This is a genomic window from Borreliella valaisiana VS116 (assembly GCF_000170955.2).
Classification (GTDB): Bacteria; Spirochaetota; Spirochaetia; order Borreliales; family Borreliaceae; genus Borreliella; species Borreliella valaisiana.
On sequence record NZ_ABCY02000001.1, the window covers coordinates 149,328 to 168,285 of the forward strand.

The 18,958-nt window shown below is 28.0% G+C and carries 16 protein-coding genes; 9 read left to right on the forward strand and 7 right to left on the reverse strand.

The window, feature by feature from the left end; translation table 11 throughout:
* Window positions 1–7 precede the first annotated feature (7 nt).
* Window positions 8–2,005, reverse strand: coding sequence for a flagellar filament capping protein FliD (gene fliD, locus BVAVS116_RS00720; protein ID WP_006068846.1), 1,998 nt, complete (start codon window positions 2,003–2,005; stop codon window positions 8–10).
* A 155-nt stretch (window positions 2,006–2,160) separates the two neighbouring features.
* Between fliD and nagA the strand changes: the two genes are divergently transcribed.
* Both nagA and nagB read left to right on the forward strand, forming a co-directional pair.
* Window positions 2,161–3,366, forward strand: coding sequence for an N-acetylglucosamine-6-phosphate deacetylase (gene nagA, locus BVAVS116_RS00725; protein WP_006068253.1), 1,206 nt, complete (start codon window positions 2,161–2,163; stop codon window positions 3,364–3,366).
* A gap of 26 nt (window positions 3,367–3,392) precedes the next feature.
* A complete protein-coding gene (gene nagB / locus BVAVS116_RS00730) occupies window positions 3,393–4,199 on the forward strand; it encodes a glucosamine-6-phosphate deaminase (RefSeq protein ID WP_006068631.1) in 807 nt (268 codons plus the stop codon).
* Between the two features lie 25 nt (window positions 4,200–4,224).
* Here nagB and BVAVS116_RS00735 read toward each other — a convergent pair whose 3' ends face one another.
* Window positions 4,225–4,836 carry a superoxide dismutase gene (locus BVAVS116_RS00735; protein WP_006068873.1) on the reverse strand — a complete coding sequence of 204 codons (612 nt, stop codon included), beginning with the start codon at window positions 4,834–4,836 and terminating at the stop codon, window positions 4,225–4,227.
* A gap of 14 nt (window positions 4,837–4,850) precedes the next feature.
* The gene (gene secA / locus BVAVS116_RS00740) at window positions 4,851–7,550 is read right to left on the reverse strand and encodes a preprotein translocase subunit SecA (protein WP_006068441.1); all 2,700 of its coding nucleotides are present in this window, start codon (window positions 7,548–7,550) and stop codon (window positions 4,851–4,853) included.
* Between the two features lie 61 nt (window positions 7,551–7,611).
* Here secA and BVAVS116_RS00745 point away from each other — a divergent pair, with 61 nt between their 5' ends.
* From BVAVS116_RS00745 to alr, 6 genes are all read left to right on the forward strand, one after another.
* Entirely contained in the window at window positions 7,612–8,748 is a 1,137-nt protein-coding gene (locus BVAVS116_RS00745) for an LIC_12708 family protein (RefSeq protein WP_006068902.1), read from the forward strand.
* A 27-nt stretch (window positions 8,749–8,775) separates the two neighbouring features.
* On the forward strand, window positions 8,776–9,204 hold the full coding sequence (locus BVAVS116_RS00750; RefSeq protein WP_006068336.1) for a hypothetical protein: 429 nt from the start codon (window positions 8,776–8,778) through the stop codon (window positions 9,202–9,204).
* A gap of 3 nt (window positions 9,205–9,207) precedes the next feature.
* Entirely contained in the window at window positions 9,208–9,624 is a 417-nt protein-coding gene (locus tag BVAVS116_RS00755) for a hypothetical protein (RefSeq protein WP_006068269.1), read from the forward strand.
* Window positions 9,625–9,773: 149 nt separating this feature from the next.
* Complete coding sequence (locus tag BVAVS116_RS00760; protein WP_006068632.1) at window positions 9,774–10,511, forward strand: S2/P23 family protein; 738 nt, start codon at window positions 9,774–9,776, stop codon at window positions 10,509–10,511.
* Window positions 10,512–10,534: 23 nt separating this feature from the next.
* On the forward strand, window positions 10,535–11,209 hold the full coding sequence (locus BVAVS116_RS00765) for a S2/P23 family protein (protein ID WP_006068909.1): 675 nt from the start codon (window positions 10,535–10,537) through the stop codon (window positions 11,207–11,209).
* A 48-nt stretch (window positions 11,210–11,257) separates the two neighbouring features.
* On the forward strand, window positions 11,258–12,376 hold the full coding sequence (gene alr, locus BVAVS116_RS00770) for an alanine racemase (protein ID WP_095456314.1): 1,119 nt from the start codon (window positions 11,258–11,260) through the stop codon (window positions 12,374–12,376).
* Here the strand turns inward: alr and BVAVS116_RS00775 are convergent.
* A complete protein-coding gene (locus BVAVS116_RS00775; protein WP_006068576.1) occupies window positions 12,368–13,969 on the reverse strand; it encodes a hypothetical protein in 1,602 nt (533 codons plus the stop codon). The genes alr and BVAVS116_RS00775 overlap by 9 nt on opposite strands.
* A gap of 78 nt (window positions 13,970–14,047) precedes the next feature.
* On the opposite strand from BVAVS116_RS00775, the gene BVAVS116_RS06370 reads away from it, so the two are divergent.
* The gene (locus BVAVS116_RS06370; RefSeq protein ID WP_006068210.1) at window positions 14,048–14,215 is read left to right on the forward strand and encodes a hypothetical protein; all 168 of its coding nucleotides are present in this window, start codon (window positions 14,048–14,050) and stop codon (window positions 14,213–14,215) included.
* A gap of 26 nt (window positions 14,216–14,241) precedes the next feature.
* On the opposite strand, the gene BVAVS116_RS00780 is transcribed toward BVAVS116_RS06370, so the two are convergent.
* The 3 genes from BVAVS116_RS00780 to BVAVS116_RS00790 all read right to left on the reverse strand — a co-directional run bounded on the left by BVAVS116_RS00780 (window position 14,242) and on the right by BVAVS116_RS00790 (window position 18,933).
* Window positions 14,242–15,993 (reverse strand): hypothetical protein, encoded by a 1,752-nt coding sequence (locus BVAVS116_RS00780; protein WP_006068516.1) that lies wholly within the window; start codon window positions 15,991–15,993, stop codon window positions 14,242–14,244.
* Window positions 15,994–16,074: 81 nt separating this feature from the next.
* Entirely contained in the window at window positions 16,075–17,061 is a 987-nt protein-coding gene (locus BVAVS116_RS00785; protein WP_006068993.1) for a calcium/sodium antiporter, read from the reverse strand.
* Between the two features lie 27 nt (window positions 17,062–17,088).
* Window positions 17,089–18,933, reverse strand: coding sequence for a putative glycoside hydrolase (locus BVAVS116_RS00790; protein WP_006068836.1), 1,845 nt, complete (start codon window positions 18,931–18,933; stop codon window positions 17,089–17,091).
* Between the last annotated feature and the right edge of the window lie 25 nt (window positions 18,934–18,958).

The following is an 18,958-nucleotide window of genomic DNA, read 5'->3' on the forward strand; positions in this document are numbered from 1 at the left end:
AATCATTTTATCTATTTCTTTGATTAAAATCAAAAGCCTTTAATGTATTTTCCTGATCTTTCATGCGCTTAACGGTAAAATCTAAGGTATTAAGCTCGCCTTCTACTTTTCTCTCTCTATCATCGTACTTCTTTTTATAATCTTCAACTTTATTTTTTTGATTAACAATTTTTAAGTCGTAATTTTTTATTTTATTATAAATAACTCCTCCAGAAGTCACAAGAGGCGACAAACAATCTCCTAGCATTTTGGCAATCCCATTATCATATACTCTGTCACCATTTAGGTCAAATAAAAAAAGTTCTCTAACATTATCGATGTTATTGCGAATTGATTCATCAAACTTTTTCTCATCAAGTCTCAAATATCTAGAAAGCCCACCAGAAGAAGAAATAGAATTAGTAAACACTCCCATCTGATTAATTATTGAAAAATTAGGATCACTAGTAACATAAGGCTTAAAAATTATTGATTCTAGTCTAGATTTAAGATTTTTTAATAAAAATTCAGATCTTAGAATGCCTAAATTTTTATAAGCCTCTTCTTTTTGAGACTCACTAAGATAAGTCAGTTCTTCAACTATATTAGACTTTTGATTATCAAATTGATCTTCATTGGAACTTACAATATTAATCTCAGCAAGAACTTCATTATAAGCGCCAATAAAATCTAAAAGAACTCTCTTAATCCCTTCATAATCGGGTTCAACTTTGGCCTCAACCACATCACTTGAAGCTTTTTTTAGACTTAATGTTACATTCGGAACTAAATCATTAATAACATTTGAATCCCTCTCAACATCTACTCCATCAAATTTAATTTTTGCATTCTCAGCAAAACTTTTAGCATTTATTGGCAAATGCCCATCTCTATTTTTTGGATCAAAAACTTCGACATTACTAATCACAATTACTTTATTATTTGCTTTATTTTCAATATTTATTTCTTCTAGATTAGAAAGAGCTCCAATATCAACTTCAACTTCCTCAAAGTTATTCGAAATATTTATTAAGGGAAGCTCTAAAGAACCTTCCTTGCTAGATATTTTAACCATATTCATTTGAATATATTTTTTTTCCAAAGGAGTTTTTAAATCAGATCCAAGGTCAACCACACTATCTTCACTGTCAACTTTTGCATCCTTAAATGTAGCTTCTCCGGGATTAAAAATAATTTTACTATCAGGCTCTTCCAAGCCTGTATCAAAATACTTAACTTCAAATTTAATTTTACTCCTAGATGTAATTTCAATATCTTCAGGAATTTCAATCGATATCTCTGAAAGTGGATTTAAAACAAGGTTATTATTTTCAAAAGCAAGCCTATTATTACTACTAGATTGATTTACAACAATATTTGAAAGAATCGGATTAAAATTGGTTTTCAGCTCACTTAAAATGCCAATTTGCTTGGCAAAAGACAATCCTTCCCCTTTGATAATAAGTTTATTATCTTTACCTTCCTTCAAGGATTCTAAAATAAAACGACTATTCCCGTTTTTATCACTTTTTACTATTTTTGCAGATAAAAAGCCCTTTCCCTTGTTATTAATATCCTTAACAAGTAAATCAATGTTACCATTACTTTTTACATTAATTTCTTTCTTGCCAACTAAAAATATATAATCACCCTCTGGAATTGTAATTTTTTTAGGATCAAAGTTTGAAGACAGAAACACATCAGCTGACGATATTTGATCAACAATTAACTTGTGAGTTTCATTCTTGGATCCATATCGAGTAGACAGAGTTAAAATTTCGCTATTGCTAGAATTTCCTGACATTAGATTAAAAGGACTGTTAAGTGATGTAATTTCTTTTGCAAGAGAATTTAAAGTAGAAATTTTCCTATTAATTGAAAGCCAAGCACTTTTTTCTTGCTCTAAAGATTTAAGTTTCTTAGAAGAAGAATCAATTTTGGCCTTATCGGGCTTCAGCATGGATTCACGAATTTCTTTAGTATTATATTTGCTCTCAAGTCCAGGAACAAAAAATCCTGACGCCATAATAATGCCCTCCAGAGCACATTATACCATTAATAAAATTGAAAATAAAACATAAGCTTCAAAACATCCAAAAGCTTTAAAATAAAAATTTTAAAAAGCAAAATCTTTTAAAAAGATTAATATTTATAGTAAAATAAATTAAAAGGAACATGAAAATGCCAAATTTTTGCTTATTCAACTCAAAATCCGTTTTAACTGGAAATGACAAACTGGATAATTCAGCAGTCCTAATTAAAGATAATAAAATTTTTGATATTGTTACATCTGACAGGCTTAAAAAAATGGATCTAGGAGAATACCAAATGATTGATACAAAAGGCAATTATATAACTCCTGGACTTTACGACAATCATATTCATGGATTTCACGGTTACGGTACAGATCAATGTTCAACAGAATCAATACTTAAAATGTCAGAGCATTTAGCACAATACGGTGTAGTAGGATTTTTACCAACTCTTTATCCAAGACCAATAGACGAAATGATTCAAACAATAAAAGCTTGCACAGCAGCAATTGGCAAAGAAAAGGGATCTAAGATTCTAGGGCTTCACCTTGAAGGGCCATTTTTCTCCCCTGAAAAAAGAGGCGCACACCCTGTTTCTTATCTTCACGAACCTAGTATTAAAGTTATGCAAAAACTAATAGACGCAGCTGGTGGAATATTTACAGGATCAAACGGTAAAAAAAAAACACACATAAGTACAATGACTGTTGCTCCTGAGCTTAAAGGCATGAGAGAGCTTGCAATATTTTGCCTTGAAAATAATATAAACCTTCAAGCAGGACACACAAACGCAAAATATGAAAATATGATCGAAGGATTTCAAGTTGGAATACTTCACACAACCCATTTTTTCAACGCAATGTCAAAGCTTGACCACAGAAATCCAAATGCAATAGGAGCGGTATTAATACACGGTGATGTTTCTTGTGAAATTATTGCAGATGGTCATCATATACACCCAAAATTAGTTTTAATGCTTAGAAAGCTTAAGGATATAAGTAAAATAGTGCTTGTAACTGATGGACTTACTCCGAATTTTCAAACTTCTGGAAAATTAATTGCAAACGGAGATGAAGTTTATATTGCAGAAGATGGATTATTCCACAGCGTAAAAAGCAACACAATAGCTGGATCAACACTTACAATGATACAAGGTCTTAAAAATTTAGTAGAATTCGGATACAGCTTAAGTGATGCTGTTCAAGCAAGCTCCTATAATCCAACAAGAATTCTCAATATTGATAACAAAGGGTTAATATGCCATGGATATGATGCAAACATCAATGTTTTAGATAAAGATTTTAACCTAAAATTAACAATGATAGAATCTAAAATAATTTTTAACAATCTCTAACTTTAAACCATTTTAAGGAGATCACAATGAGACTAATAATCAGACCTACGTATGAAGACATATCAAAGTGGGCAGCCAATCATGTAGCACAAAAAATTAAAGAATTTTCTCCAACAAAAGAAAAGCCGTTTGTCCTTGGACTTCCAACAGGCAGCTCTCCAATCGGCATGTACAAAAATTTAATTAAATTAAATAAAGATAAAAAAATTTCATTTCAAAATGTCATAACTTTCAACATGGATGAATACATAGGAATTGAAGAAAATCATCCTAAAAGTTACCATTCATTTATGTGGGAAAATTTTTTTTCTCACATTGATATTAAAAAAGAAAATATAAATATACTAAATGGAAATGCTTTAAATCTCAAAAAAGAATGTGAAGAGTATGAAAAAAAAATCAAATCTTTGGGGGGGATCATGCTTTTTGTAGGTGGAATCGGACCTGACGGTCACATTGCTTTTAACGAACCGGGCTCCTCTTTAACATCAAGAACAAGAATCAAAACTTTAACCCAAGATACAATCATTGCTAATTCAAGATTTTTTGAAGGCAATGTGGACAAAGTTCCCAAAAGTGCGCTAACTGTTGGAATTGGAACAATTTTGGATTCACAAGAAATTTTAATAATAGTAAATGGACATAACAAAGCAAGAGCATTAAAGCATGCTATTGAAAAAGGTGTTAATCATATGTGGACAATTAGCGCACTTCAATTGCATAAAAATGCAATCATAGTATCTGACAAAAATGCAACTTATGAATTAAAAGTAGGAACAGTAGAATACTTTAACGACATAGAAAAAGAAAATTTTAAAAATGACTTAAAATAAGTTACTTAACATTTTAAAATAAAAGCTAATTGTTAGCTTCATTATAAATTTTAGAAACTTCTTCCCAATTTAAAGCCTTTAAAAAGGCATCAACATATTCAATTCTTCTATTTTGATATTTAAGATAATAAGCATGCTCCCAAACATCAATACCCAAAATTGGCTTATAAGACATCATTATAGGACTATCCTGATTAGGCATTGAAATCACTTTAAGTCCACTGTCAGGACACAATACTAACCATGCCCAACCACTTCCAAAAATTTTCATCGCAGTATCTTTCAAGCTAGCCTTAAGAACATCTAGACCTCCAAAAGTTGTATTAACATCATTTGCAAACTTTTCTAAAAGATTATTCTTATTTCCTGGCTTTAAAGTTCTAAAATACAAAGTATGGTTCGAATAGCCCCCAGCATTATTCCTTATTGGAGTTTGAAATTCATTTGGAAAATCATGAATATTTTTCAATATGTCTGACACATCTTTTAAATGGCTTTTTCCCATTTTTTCCAAAATAGAATTCAAGTTCATTACAAAACCGTTATGATGCTTACTATGATGAATTTCCATAGTTTTAGCATCAATATAAGGCTCAACAGCATCATAATTATAACCAAGTTCTGGCAATTTAAACATAAAAACCTCCCGTTTTAACTTTTACCATGACAATTTTTATACTTCTTTCCACTTCCACAATAACAAGGCTCATTTCTACCTATTTTAGGGGAACTTCTAACCACTTGAACGTTAGAAACGTTTTTATTTTCATTAATAACAATTTCTGAAAGCTCTTTGTGGATTGAATTAAGATTTTTAGACTTCTTTACTGACTTAAAATCAGAAGGATTACTATCCAATTTTAACTGAAGAACTCGCCTTATGGTAGAAACTTTAATATCTTTAATAAGCTCGCTAAATATAGAAAACCCCTCTTCTTTGTACTCTGTAATTGGATTTTTATTAGCATAAGACCTTAGATAAACAGCCTCTCTTAAAGAGTCTAAATTTGCAAGATGCTCTTGGAATTTAAAATCAATATTTTTCAAATATTCATATCTTAAAAATCCATTAAAAAGATCTCTACCAATTAAATTTTCCTTCTCGTCTAAATTAGCCTTTGCTATTTGCATTAACTTAGCCTTTAAGTCGAGAGAATTAATATTTTCAATAGGGCCAAGACTTTCAAGCATATAGGCAAAAATTAAATTTACTTCATTTAAAAAAACATTTGAAACTGAGCCGCCTTTTGTCCCCTCAAGCAAAAAACTAAGATATTCTTCTAAAGCAATAAGAATACGATCCTTAATAGCTGTATCTTCAAGAATAGAATTTCTCTGGGCATAAATAAAATCTCTCTGCTTTGTAATAACATCGTCATACTCTAACAAATGTTTTCTAATTTCAAAATTTCTGTCTTCTACTCTTTTTTGGGCATTAATTAAAGATTTAGTTAAAAGAGAATGCGTAATAGGCTCTCCCGTTGCCATTCCAAGCTTGCCCATTAATGACCTTAGGTTGTCTCCAGCAAAAAGACGCATTAAATCATCTTCAAGCGAAACATAAAATCTTGAACGCCCAGGATCACCTTGTCTTCCGCTACGCCCACGAAGTTGATTGTCTATTCGCCTTGATTCGTGGCGTTCACTACCAATAACGTAAAGCCCCCCAAGACTTTTAACCTCATTATAATCTTTTAAATAATTTTCTCTTTCATTTTTAACAGCCTCTTGAAATTCTTCAAGGCTTACATTGGTTCCAATTTTTTTTCTAACCCTGTGTTCAATATTGCCTCCAAGTTTAATATCAGTACCACGACCAGCCATATTTGTTGCTATTGTAACTGCGTGTTTTGCTCCAGCTTCAGCAATAATAAATGCTTCTCGAGAATGATTTTTTGCATTAAGAACCTCATGCTTAATCCCTCTATCTTTAAACATAGCTGATAAAATCTCAGATTTTTCAATAGAAACAGTTCCCACTAAAACCGGTTGCCCCTTTTTGTAAGTTTTATAAACCTCATCTGTAATTGCATTAAACTTAAATTCTTCCGTATAATAAATAGTATCATCCTCATCTATTCGAGCTAACAATCTATTTGTTGGAACTACAACTACATCAAGATTATATATTTTATGAAACTCCTTAGCTTCTGTATCAGCTGTACCCGTCATGCCAGAAATTTTATCAAACATTCTAAATAGATTTTGAAAAGTAATGGTTGCCATGGTCTTATTTTCATTAGCAACTCTAACTCCTTCTTTAGCCTCAATAGCTTGATGAAGTCCATCAGAATATCTTCGCCCTGTTAAAACTCGACCAGTAAATTCATCTACAATCTCAACACCAGAATCACCAACAATATATTCTCTATTTTTTAAAAAAAGTAAATGCGCTTTCAAGGCTTGAGTCATATAATGAACATAATTAAAATTTGAATCGGTATACATAGACCCACTAATAATGCCTTTAGAGATTAAAAGCTGTTCAAGATTATTAAGTCCTTTGGCAGTAAAAGAAATTCTTTTGGATTTTTCATCAACAGTATAATCACCATCAAGATCATCTATTTCTAAAGGATAATCACCTGTTTTGGAATCCTTGGAACACTCTTTTAAAAAAGATACAAGAGAATTAACCTCAAGATAAGCATTGGTGTTGCCATCAGTAGGCCCCGAAATAATTAAAGGGGTTCTTGCCTCATCGATCAAAATAGAATCGATCTCATCAATAATACAATAATTGAACTTTCTTAAAGACTTTTCATTCAAGTCATAACGCATATTATCTCTTAAGTAATCAAATCCAAGTTCATTATTTGTAACATAAGTAATATCTTTGGCATATTGAGCCTTTCTTAGCTCATAATCCATATTAGATAGAACAACCCCCACACTGACACCCAAAAGATCAAAAACCGGCTTCATCCAATTGGAATCACGCTCAGCAAGGTAATCATTAACAGTAACAATGATAACCCCATCTCCTGTCAAACTATTCAAATAAGCTGCTTGAACTGATGAGAGGGTTTTTCCTTCTCCTGTTTTCATCTCTATTATTTTACCTTTGTGAAGAGCAAGTCCTGCAATGATTTGAACATCATAAGGCCTTTCTTTAAGACGCCTTCTAGCAGCTTCTCTAGAAAGAGTAAAAGCTCGCTCTAAAATATTTTCTAAAGAATTCCCCGATTTTAATTCATTTTTAAGCTTTTCAGTCTCTTTTGAAAAATCTTCATCTTTTAACAATAATGCCCAACGCTCAAGTTTATTAATATTTCTTAACGTTGGAAGATAATCTTTTAAATCTCTTTTACTTTTTGAGCCAATGGTTGTCTCAAGTACTGCTTTTAACATGGTAGGTATTAATTCTCCTAAATAATTGACTTAAAGTCATTTTAAATAATAATATAAAAATATGAAAAAGCACTATAAAACTTTTACATTCAGCTTATTTTTTGCAATTATATCATGTAACACTAAAACTTTAAACGAACTGGGAGAAGAACAATTCAAAATACCATTTGGAACACTTCCTGGCGCAATAATGCCTTTGGATGACAAATTTACAAATTCAAAATTTGATATCAAAACATACAATGGACTAGTATACATTGCAGAAATAAAAACAAATAAATTAATGATTTTTAACTCATACGGAAAACTAATACAAACTTATCAAAATGGAATATTTAAAACAAACCCCGATTTAAAAATAAAAAAAATAGATTTTGAAGGAATCCAAGCAATATATCCGCTAAAAGATTTTATTATTGTTGCAGATAAGCTAAATAATAAAAAATCAAAGTTCAATCAAAAAGAAAATATTGCCTACTTTATGAGAATACTAATATTAAACAAAAACTCGTCTGTAGAAGTTTTGGGCCAGGAAGGTTTAAACGGCACGCCATTTCCGCAAATTTACGATGTTAACGTTGATGAAAATGGAAACATTGCAATAATATCAATATATAGCGAAGGCTATATAGTATATTCTTATAATAAAGAATTTTCTCCGCTTTATAAAATTTACGTTAATAACAACCTACTAAATATGGTAGACAACCAAAATAAAAAATACAATATTTCAATAGACAAGGTTTTTTTTGAAGTTAACAAAAAAACTCTTTATGTAAAGATCACTTACTATGAAAACATTGGTGATAATGAAAACATAAACGATCTTGGAATTAAAATTAAAGATCAATATATCTATAAAATGAGTTTAAAAAAAAACAAAGAACTGGAAGTAATAAGTAAAATTGCTCTTCCTAAAAACTTATTAGATGATAAACAAGAAAGCTTTATCAACATTATAAAAATACAAAAAGATAAAATAATAGCATCTACTAATATGAAAAATTTATCTAATAATTTAATATGGAAATTAGACAACAAAGGTTTAATTAAAGACCAAATAGCTTTAATTGAGCCTTCGAATTTAATATTTCTCTCTGAAAGTTTATCTAAAGATGGAATACTTAGCATACTTTATGGCGGAAAAACTGGTGTTAGTGTTTACTGGTGGAACTTAAATACGTTATTAAAGCTATAATTATAAAAGGTTAAATTTGCAAATCTAATGAAAAAGATTGATTGCAATCAACAAATAGAAATTAAATACCAAAAAAAATTGAAAAAACATGTCATTATTGGAATAATCTTTGTTATAATTCTTTTATTTTTTAAATTTTTTTTAATTCCTAGAGTTCAAAATTACGAAAATAATAAAGACAATGTCAAAATGATAATAAGCTACAAGCAAGACAAAGGCAAATTATCCCTAAAAATAAACATAAAAACGAAAAAAATCTCTAACCTGGGAAAAGCTAAGCTAGATATTTACCTGGATAACAGATTAATTGAAAGCAATATGCTTTATATAAGCAATAAAAACTTTACAACATATGCTAATATAATCTATCAAAATGAAAGTTTATTAAGTATAATACTAAAAAGCACTGGTAATAATAATGTTTTTTATAGTAAAAGAATAAAAATTAGGGGATAAAATATGATGCAAATATACTTCATGTCTGTTTTGCTTAACATCTTAGGGGGAATAATACTTGCATTCCCAATATTAATAGAAAAAATAAAATTTTTGAAAATTTTTGAAGATTTTGTAAATTTAATAAACGATAACAAAAAGGTAAAAAACATTTTTGGATTATTATTTTTAATAACTAGTACACTTGAAATAATTAAACCCTACAAATTGCCAATAATTGGAAATTTAATTCCAGCTATAAGTTTATTTTTAATTGGATTTATCTTGTTTTTAAAACAAAAATTGCCTACAGAAGTTCAAAATAATAACAAATATGGCAAATTTCAATCAATACTTGAAAATAATCAACAGTTAATTGGCATTATATCAATCATTATAGGAATAATTCATTTTTTAGCAGCAGAAATACCTTTATTGTAAGATTACAAATATAATTCTTAAAGAATAAAACTATTAAAAAGCAACTTGACTTTGGCATAAGTATTCTATATCATTATTACAATTTAATATGATATGATTTTAATCACCTCTCAATAAAAATCATAAATGGTATAAAGGAAGAAGATATAATGCTATTTAGAATACATAAACGTTTAAAATTAATGGCAGTGCTTATGTTAATGCTGGGTTGCGCTTTTTTTAAAAAGCCACAACCTGTACAACAAGACGGCAAAATTGGAAAACCAATAAGCAATGAAAAATTGCCCTTAAACGATGGAAAATTACATTTACTATCAGGCAAAATTTTGAATAAAAAATTGCCAGTAGTAAATGAAAATCGTGACGTAACTTGGATAAAAACAAAGGCAATGACAATCTTAGATGAATATGGACAAGCAATGCCAGAATTTAAAAACAAATTTGGATATTCTTATATACTATCTCCTATAAAAATGAATGATGAATATAGTAGTTTCACATCACTATTAATACTTTTTGAAACAACTAAAAATGGAGACAAAGAATATGAAATTGAGGATATTAAACTTATCACAGCTGGTTCCAACCTAGAACTTAAAAATCCTCTTCTAGTTGTTGAAAATTCACAAGAAGAAGGATATGTTACTGCATATCCATTTGGAATCTTGATGGACGAAGAACTTAGAAAAGCTTTTCAATTAACATATCAAAATGGTCATTGGAATTATATGCTTGCAAATTTAACCGTTAAAAACAAGATTACTCAAAAAACTGAAATTTATAAAATTTCTCTTAATTCAAAATTAATTATTGACTTTATAAAAGAAGTATTAAAAGAAAATCCCATCTTAAAAGAAACAAATGGAGATTTATTTGAAGATATATAAATATAAACAAAAGGAAATATTGTATGATCATTAAAAAATTTATTTTAACTGTAATAATTATTTCTCTAGCTAAAAATATTTTTTCTCAAAACGAAATTAATATCTTCGAGAATGAAAATTATATTGTAAAAGAAAATATAAAAACAAAAATTAAAAAACTAAAACAAAGTTTTTTACTTGCATCTGTCGATATTGCCGTTAGTCAGCCTTACATGGAATTAGTAGATTTGAATGGAGCCCCAATAAAAGAACTCGTTGGGGTTAGCTATTCATTTATAAATGTATTTTCAAAAATTGGATCTTCTGCTATTATTTCGTTTGACCTATCAAACGAAGCTTCTAGGAAATATAAAATTACAAAATTAGAATTTTTAACTCCAGATAAAGGAAATTTTATTAATAATATAAGCATCCTCACTAGTGGAAAGCAACAATCAAAAAAAGAGCTTTCAAAAGACGCCTATTCATTTGGCACATTAAAACCCGAATCTCTCTCAAAAACAATTGCAGAATATTACAAGGATAACAATTGGCATTATATTTTAGCAAAAATAACAGTAGAAAATAATATAAATAAAGAAACTAAAAGATATGAAATTAGAATTAACCCTAAAATATATAACGATTTCCAAAAAAAATTGAGATTACATTTTAAAAGCAACCAAATAAAAAAATTCCCAATACCCATCATAAAATAAATCACAAATTAATAGAAAAAAAGATTTTTACTTCTCTAAGAAAGCTAAATATATGATAATAAAACAATGATCAGCAACAAAACAATAATAATAAATTTAAATAATTTAGAGCATAACTTAAATTTAATTAAAAATAAAATTGGTGAAAAAGAAATAGTGGCTACCTTAAAAGCCGACGCATATGGCCACGGACTTATTAATATCTTTAAATTTTTAAAATCAAAAAAAATAAATTATTTTGGACTTTCCAATATTGAAGATGCCAAAAAACTTAAAAAAATTGATAAAAGTATAAAAATATTGATGTATATTAAAGTGGATAAAAAAGAAATTAAAAATTTGATTAAACTTGAATTATTACCATTTGTTGCTGATTTTGAATATCTATTTTTAATAGAAAAAGAATGTGCATTACAAAAAAAGAAAATAAAAGTTCACTTAAAAATTGATATTGGTATGAATAGATATGGAATAAAAATAGATAGTGCCCTTGAAATAGCCACATATATTCAAAATTCAAAATTTCTAGAACTAGAAGGAGTCTGCTCACACCTCCCAACAACAGAAAACTTTAAAACCACACAAAAACAAATAGAACAATTCTTATTCTTTTTGGAAACACTTAAACAAAAAAACATAAATCCAAAATTTGTTCATATTTCTAATTCAGGCCATATTCTCAACTACAAATTAAACCCACAATTTAATATGGTAAGACCAGGCCTTATTCTTTACGGTTATTCCCCATTTCCAAAAAACAAAAAAACTATTCTAAATTTTAAACCCGTATTAAATTTATTTTCAAAAGTAATATTTATTCAAAATGTAAAAAAGGGTGAAAAAATTTCATATTCGGGTATATTTCAAGCCAAAAAGGATATGAAAGTGGGCATTATTCCAATTGGATATTTTGATGGAATACCTCAAAATATAAATAATAATTTTTATTTTCTAATAAACAACAAAAAATGTAAAATAAGAGGAAAAGTTTGCATGAATATAACAATAGTAGAAATCCCCAAAGACTTAAAAGTTAAAACGGGTTCAAAAGTAGAAATTGTATCAGAAAAATTAAGTATAGATAAAATGAGTAAGTTTTCTAAAAGAAGTAATTATGAATTACTATGTAATATAGGAAAATATGAGAACAAAAAATACTTAGATTAAAGTACCTAAAGAGTCAAATTTTTGAAAATCTATTAAATTGCCCCTAGCATCATAAATCCACTTATAAATTGAAAATCCCCCAACATCATCTCTTAATCTTAAATCCGGACCATGATTTGACTGTTTTGATATTTTTCCAAATTTATTGTACTCATATTTATAAACACTAACTCCATGAATATCGTCCTGCAATTGTCCTAAGCTGCCAAAATTTTTTTGGGAAATAAGCCTATTTTGTTTATCATATTCATATAAATATTCAAAAACAAAATTACAATCAGCAACCAAAACCCCATCCTTAGAAAAATTTTTCTTTGAAATCATATTGCCATTAGAATCGTAACTAAATTTATACTTTGAAACTCCTTCAAAATTATCTATTGGATTAACAAAATCCCCACCAAAATGTTCTTGAGCAATCAAAAATCCTTCTTTGTCGTAAGAGTACCTGTAAATCATCACACCTTTAACATCAGCTATTAAGTTAAAATTTTTATCAAAAAAAATATTTTCTATTAGATAAAAGTTATCATCATATTTATAACTATAAATAGCAATTCCTTTGAAATTATCCATTATTTCATACTTTTCCTCATAAACAGTTGGAATATCTCTATTATAGTTTTTATTAATTTTATTACTATAGTTTATTATCCTTTTTTCATTATTTTGAATATAAAGAATGGTTTTCTTCATGGCATAACCGTTTTGACTGATTGTTAAATTATTATTATTGTCATAATTATATTCTTTATAATAACAATCTTTGTCTTTAAAATAATATTCATAACGATAGATTGCTACATTATTTTCATCAGGAGTTAAGTTATTATTAATATCATAATTTAAAATCTCAATAACTTTTCCATCAACATCATAATGATATATTTTAGTAGCTACTGAGAATGGATTTGAAGCAACGTAAGCTGAATTATCAAGAAATTCCTCTTTAATAAGATTATGATTAGCATCATAAGTCAATCTAAACCCACAAGTACCATTTTTTGATCTTACAATGTAACCATTCTCATCGTAATACAAAACCGTTTTAACAAATTTGCCATGATCATAAGTAATCTTTGTAAAATACACATTATTTAAATCTTTAATTTGAATTCCTGACTCATTAAATCTGTAAACACTAAACTCTCTCTCATTATCGTATAAAAAATGATAATAAGAAACGTCATATCTATCCCTAACCATTTCATTGGATCTATTGTAATTAAAAATATTTTTAATCCTGCCATCACTCATGTACTCTATATGTTCAATGTAAACACCATTGTTATTTTTAAAAGCAAGTCCCCTATTTAAAAATATGCGCCTTTCACTGTGCCTGGATCTTTCTATTTTAATTTGGTTTGCATTAAAAAAAGAAGGCATTAAAATGCTAAGCTTACCAATATAATCAACTAAAATAAGATTATTATTGCGATCATAAGTAAATTTGTATCCATACTCTTCCTCAGACTCTTCTTTTGTAATCTCATATTTACCTACTATGTTGTAATTAACAGAATAATCTGCAAACCTATAGTAAACTTCTTTTGAAAAAAGAGAAGCACTGACAAAAAATATTATAAATAACATGAATAAATTCCTTGATAAATCAACTTTATTTTGATAGATTTTATTATACAATAAAAATCCATCAAAAGGAGCTTTAAAATGGCAAAAATTTCTAAAAACGCGCAAAGAATGGGTTCAAAAGAACTAATAAGTCGATGGGGGGGAAAAATTGTAATGAAATCAAAATTTGAAAATGGAAAAATAAAACATTATGCAGAATGTCAAACTTCAAAAAATACAGCAAGAAAGCCAAGGGATTTATTTTAACAAATAAATCCACTTACTTATAAACACTATTTTTTTTGTATTCTATCCCCAAATTTGACCCATGCTTCGTCTTGTTCCTGTTTTGTATAGTTCTTATTTACTGCCTGCTTAGGCGTTGTGCCTTTTTTGGGAAAAGAATTTCTAACTTGTGCTTTTATTTCCTCTCTTTGTCTTCTAATTTTTTCCAATTGTCTTTTAACTCTTTCGTTTGAATCAAAAAGACCACTTCCACTTCTATTCAAACCAGCTCTAAAATCCAATCTGGATAAAGCCTCTTTATAACTTTGATGCTTACCTGTCAAAAACAAAACAATTCTTTTAAACAAACTCAAATCTTTATAAGCAGCATTCAAAAGTGAATACAAATCAAGTTTATATATTTTATATAAAGGTAGCAACTCATTACTATTCTTAAAATATTTCGCTGCTTCAACTTTAATTAAATCTTTAATATGAACTTGAACACTTTGTGTTTTATAAATTCTTCTGTAATGAGAAACAATAAGGTCAAGAAATTTGACTTTATTTTTTAAACAATACTCGTTCATAATATACCGAGATACTACTAATCTATTGATAACTTCTTCTAAACCTTCTTCTGTGAAAATAGAAGAAGGATCATCTCCAAAACTAAGAATTTTAAATATCTTAACTCTCAATTCACTATTAAGAAATTGTAAAACCTTTTCATATTCTTCTAGAAAAAATTCATATGCAAAAGGTTTGTACAAATAAAAATTTTCTTTTACTTGAAATATTTTTGGCAAAATATCATGAATTTTAGATTCAAAGAAGTACGTATTAGCAACTAATAAAAAATTTTCAGGATCGTTTAGACCTTCAGAATAAACTTTTAGAATACTAAAAAACTCTCCTGTATCAATTGGACCTTTCTTAAACTCCAAAGTCTTTTCAATTGCTTTTAAAGATTCATCAATTTTAATAGCTTCTACAGCCTTAAGCTCTTCTAAGTCTTTTTCATTTTTAATAAAAAGATTAAGAAAATCCAAAAAAACAAAATAATTTTTTGAAAAAGTGATTCCTTTCTTGCCAAGAACTTCATCCTTAATTTCAATAATGCCAGAGAGAATCTTAGAAATAGCGCCAATAACATTCTTACCTTCTTCTAAAGCCCTTTCATAATCACCAAGCTTTAATCCTTTTACTCTAACGAAAACATCTTTTACAATATTATTAGAAGCAATATTAAAAAATATCTTTTTAACAAACTCAATAAAATATAAAGCCCTGCTCGATGGAATTATTAATGATTTCCAAACCAATATTTCTTTCAGTTGTGATTTTATTTCAAAAAATTTGTAGTTAATATCTGAATCTGCAATAGCTATAAATTCATTTCGAAAAACCAATAAACTAGATTCTATATTCTTAACAGTAAGCAGAGAACTAAAAAGCTCTATTCCTATATAAGTTTTCAAAAATAAATCGTCAATAGAATAATAATAAAAATCATAACTAGCTTCATCGGTCAAAATTATGCTATCTGGCAAAAATTCTCCATCCGTTGCTATTTTATTAGTAATTATTCCTCTTTTAACTTCATAAAGTTTGCGAAATAAAAAATCAAGCTCCCCTTTTAAACCTCGTATTTTTACAGAATGCTCTTCTATAAAAGAAGAGTAATCTATGGCATCCTTTTTATAAGACAAAATCGTTTTCAAAATTGATTTTTGGGTATCAGAAGATATTCCTAATTGAGAAATTAAAATATCTACTTCTTTGCTACTCATATAAAAAATTTCTGGTAATTTTTTCATATTGTTCCCTTATATTACATTAAAATAATAAAGCATATTACATAAAAATATATTAAACAAGCTAAAATTAAGATTACATAATCAATAAAAGTTAAACAGCATTAAATTATACAAAATATATAAAAGCAGAAAAATTAAAGAAATACCTCTACTAAAAACTCCTTTAAATTTAACCACTAAGAATAAAACTAAAGTTATAAACACCATTATACTAAAATCTAAAATATAAATATCTTTCAATAAGATAGGACTGAAAAAACTACTACTAGCTAAAATAAATCCAATATTAAAAATATTGCTACCAATAATATTCCCAAATGCAATGTCTGATTCTTTTTTAATTATTGCAAAAAGAGATACAACAAGCTCGGGAACACTTGTTCCAAAAGCCACAACTATAATCCCAATCAACTTTTCACTAACATTAAAAACATTATTAGCAATATAAAGAGCCCCATCCACTAATAATTTCGACCCCAAATAAAGAAAATACATACTAATAAAAAAGCTTAACGTATTTAAAAATATGAAATTTAAACTCTGATTTAAATTGTTTGCACCTTCATGAAAAGAATTTTCAAAGCCAGCATGCGCTTTTTCTTCTTTATAAAAAAAGAACAGATAGGATAAAAACAAAATTAAAATACTCAATGAGCTGAAACGATTATAAGGTGTTGCAAAAAAAGAGTAAGATCTAAAATCAAATGAAAGCAACAAAAGAAGAAACATTAATAAAAACAAAAACATAAAAGAAAGTTTAAGTCTTTTATAATCTGCCTTAATTCTTAAAAAGAATCCTGCTAAAGGCAGAGCAAGTAACATATTAATAATATTACTGCCAATCACATTAGAAACAACAATTTCATTTTTACCCTTAAAAGCCGCCACTAAACTTGTAAAAAGCTCTGGAGCACTTGTTGAAAAAGATACTATTGTAACTCCTATTAAAAGTGTTGGAACTTTTAAATAATTAGCAATGCCAACTGAACTTTTTAAAAGTAAATCACCACCAAGATACAATAAAAAAATACCAAATCCTACATAAAAAAATTGAATTAAATGTTCCAAATAAATCTCCTTTACAAGAAACAGTATTTAAAAAAAATCTAAATATTCTTTTAAACTACCTTTAACCATATAATAAACATTAGATGCGTTCCAAAGACTAAAGCCACTACTCAATGACTCTTTGACCCCTTTAAGCTGAAACTTTAAATACTTCAAATAAATCTCGTCATCCACAAACTTTTCTTTTCCCAACAAAAAAGCTTGTACATAAGGTCTAATGACAACCCCATCTAAAGAAAACATAAATGCTCTATCGCTTCCCTCTTTATAAATTCTATAAGCTCTTTTTGTATAATAAGAATTGCTCGACAAAAAATCATTAGTATAATGTGAAGGATAAAACATAGGGGATATAACGTCAACATAATCTGATAACATTGCAATATTTTGCCCAATACTATTAGTAGGAAACCAACCATTGTACCCATAAATATCAACAGAAATAGGAATATGAAGCTGTTCTCTTGCCATAATCAAAAAAGATTCAAGAGCATCAACGGGTTGCATCTCATACTTATTTATTCTTGAAGTTGCAAGAGATACAGGACCATCTGATGGGAATCTAATATAATCGAATTGTATTTCATTAACTCCAAAAGATTGTATTTCTTTTGCAATAGAAATGTTGTACTCCCAAGTAGAAGGAGAAAAAATATCTACCCAATGCTCTACTTGCACATGTTTTACAAGACCGTTAGAATCAACGTTTTTAATAAAATGGGCCCAAGGTTTATTGGTCCTTTTATTCCAAAGAGCATGCTTAAAATTGTCATAATGATACAATTTTGCATCTTTAAATACAACACATCTAGCAATAACATAAATTCCAAGTTCTCTAGCTTTTTTAAGGATATAAGAAACATCAATCAAGTTTTTAGAAGATCCCAACTTATTGGGCAAAGAAAGTTTACTAGAATAAGTTAAATTACCATTATCATCTTTAAAATCAATTACAACAGCGTTCATACCTGAATCTTTAATAAATTTAAATCTTTTATCAACTGCCTTGTTATTACGCAATGTATATGCTGTTAAATAAATAGACCCTTTATTTTTAGCAAGCTGCATCCTTTGTGATTTTTCAAAAAAATCTTGATCTTGTAAAGATAATTTTCCAATAAATACCCATTGCCCATTAAAATAAGAATAAAAATGATTGTCATACGTTCTCACCAAAATTTTTTCCATATTCTTGCTAGACAAATCTAAAATACGTATTATTTGTTTTTTAAAAGGAAAAGAAATTTTTTTCATAAATCCACTTTTTTGACTAATTAAAAAAATATCTCCATAAACTCCAGAAGAAAAATATAAATTATTTATATCTTCTTTTGAAAATTCAACAGCACTAATAATGTCGTAATACCCTGCACCTAAATAAATTTGTGGAATCAAACTATTTAAATTTTTAAAACTAACAGCTCCATTAACACTAATATAAATGCCATGAATCGCAGTTCCAATAGCAATACGCTTATACTCTCCTTGAGAAAAGGCACTTGATGTAATATATGCACTACTGTTAAATTTGTTAATTCCCACTAATTTTCTAAAATTTTTTGAATAATCATAAGAAACGTATAGATTATTGCTTGTAGTCAACAATGAATTTGAAGAATAAACATCTTCATAAATAGAAGTAATTCGACTAGGAGCAGGCTTATGAAAAGGGTAAATCCACCTGGAATCTATCCCGTTAACTTGAACTTTAGTTATTTTTCCATTAATGTTTTTACTCAAAAATCCTTTATGGACAAAAAATAAACTATATTTTTTAAAAAATTCTTCATCAGTTAATGCATATGTACTAAAAACTTTAAAAACAAAAAAGGAGAAAATAACTATCCAATAGATAAAAATTTTCATATACATTAATATATGATACTTGCAAATCAAA

Excerpts from the sequence above, each read along its gene's own strand:
- fliD (WP_006068846.1), bottom strand. The coding sequence starts at position 2,005 with ATGGCGTCAGGATTTTTTGTTCCTGGACTTGAGAGCAAATATAATACT.
- nagA (WP_006068253.1), top strand. The coding sequence starts at position 2,161 with ATGCCAAATTTTTGCTTATTCAACTCAAAATCCGTTTTAACTGGAAAT.
- nagB (WP_006068631.1), top strand. The coding sequence starts at position 3,393 with ATGAGACTAATAATCAGACCTACGTATGAAGACATATCAAAGTGGGCA.
- BVAVS116_RS00735 (WP_006068873.1), bottom strand. The coding sequence starts at position 4,836 with ATGTTTAAATTGCCAGAACTTGGTTATAATTATGATGCTGTTGAGCCT.
- secA (WP_006068441.1), bottom strand. The coding sequence starts at position 7,550 with ATGTTAAAAGCAGTACTTGAGACAACCATTGGCTCAAAAAGTAAAAGA.
- BVAVS116_RS00745 (WP_006068902.1), top strand. The coding sequence starts at position 7,612 with ATGAAAAAGCACTATAAAACTTTTACATTCAGCTTATTTTTTGCAATT.
- BVAVS116_RS00750 (WP_006068336.1), top strand. The coding sequence starts at position 8,776 with ATGAAAAAGATTGATTGCAATCAACAAATAGAAATTAAATACCAAAAA.
- BVAVS116_RS00755 (WP_006068269.1), top strand. The coding sequence starts at position 9,208 with ATGATGCAAATATACTTCATGTCTGTTTTGCTTAACATCTTAGGGGGA.
- BVAVS116_RS00760 (WP_006068632.1), top strand. The coding sequence starts at position 9,774 with ATGCTATTTAGAATACATAAACGTTTAAAATTAATGGCAGTGCTTATG.
- BVAVS116_RS00765 (WP_006068909.1), top strand. The coding sequence starts at position 10,535 with ATGATCATTAAAAAATTTATTTTAACTGTAATAATTATTTCTCTAGCT.
- BVAVS116_RS00775 (WP_006068576.1), bottom strand. The coding sequence starts at position 13,969 with ATGTTATTTATAATATTTTTTGTCAGTGCTTCTCTTTTTTCAAAAGAA.
- BVAVS116_RS06370 (WP_006068210.1), top strand. The coding sequence starts at position 14,048 with ATGGCAAAAATTTCTAAAAACGCGCAAAGAATGGGTTCAAAAGAACTA.
- BVAVS116_RS00780 (WP_006068516.1), bottom strand. The coding sequence starts at position 15,993 with ATGAAAAAATTACCAGAAATTTTTTATATGAGTAGCAAAGAAGTAGAT.
- BVAVS116_RS00790 (WP_006068836.1), bottom strand. The coding sequence starts at position 18,933 with ATGTATATGAAAATTTTTATCTATTGGATAGTTATTTTCTCCTTTTTT.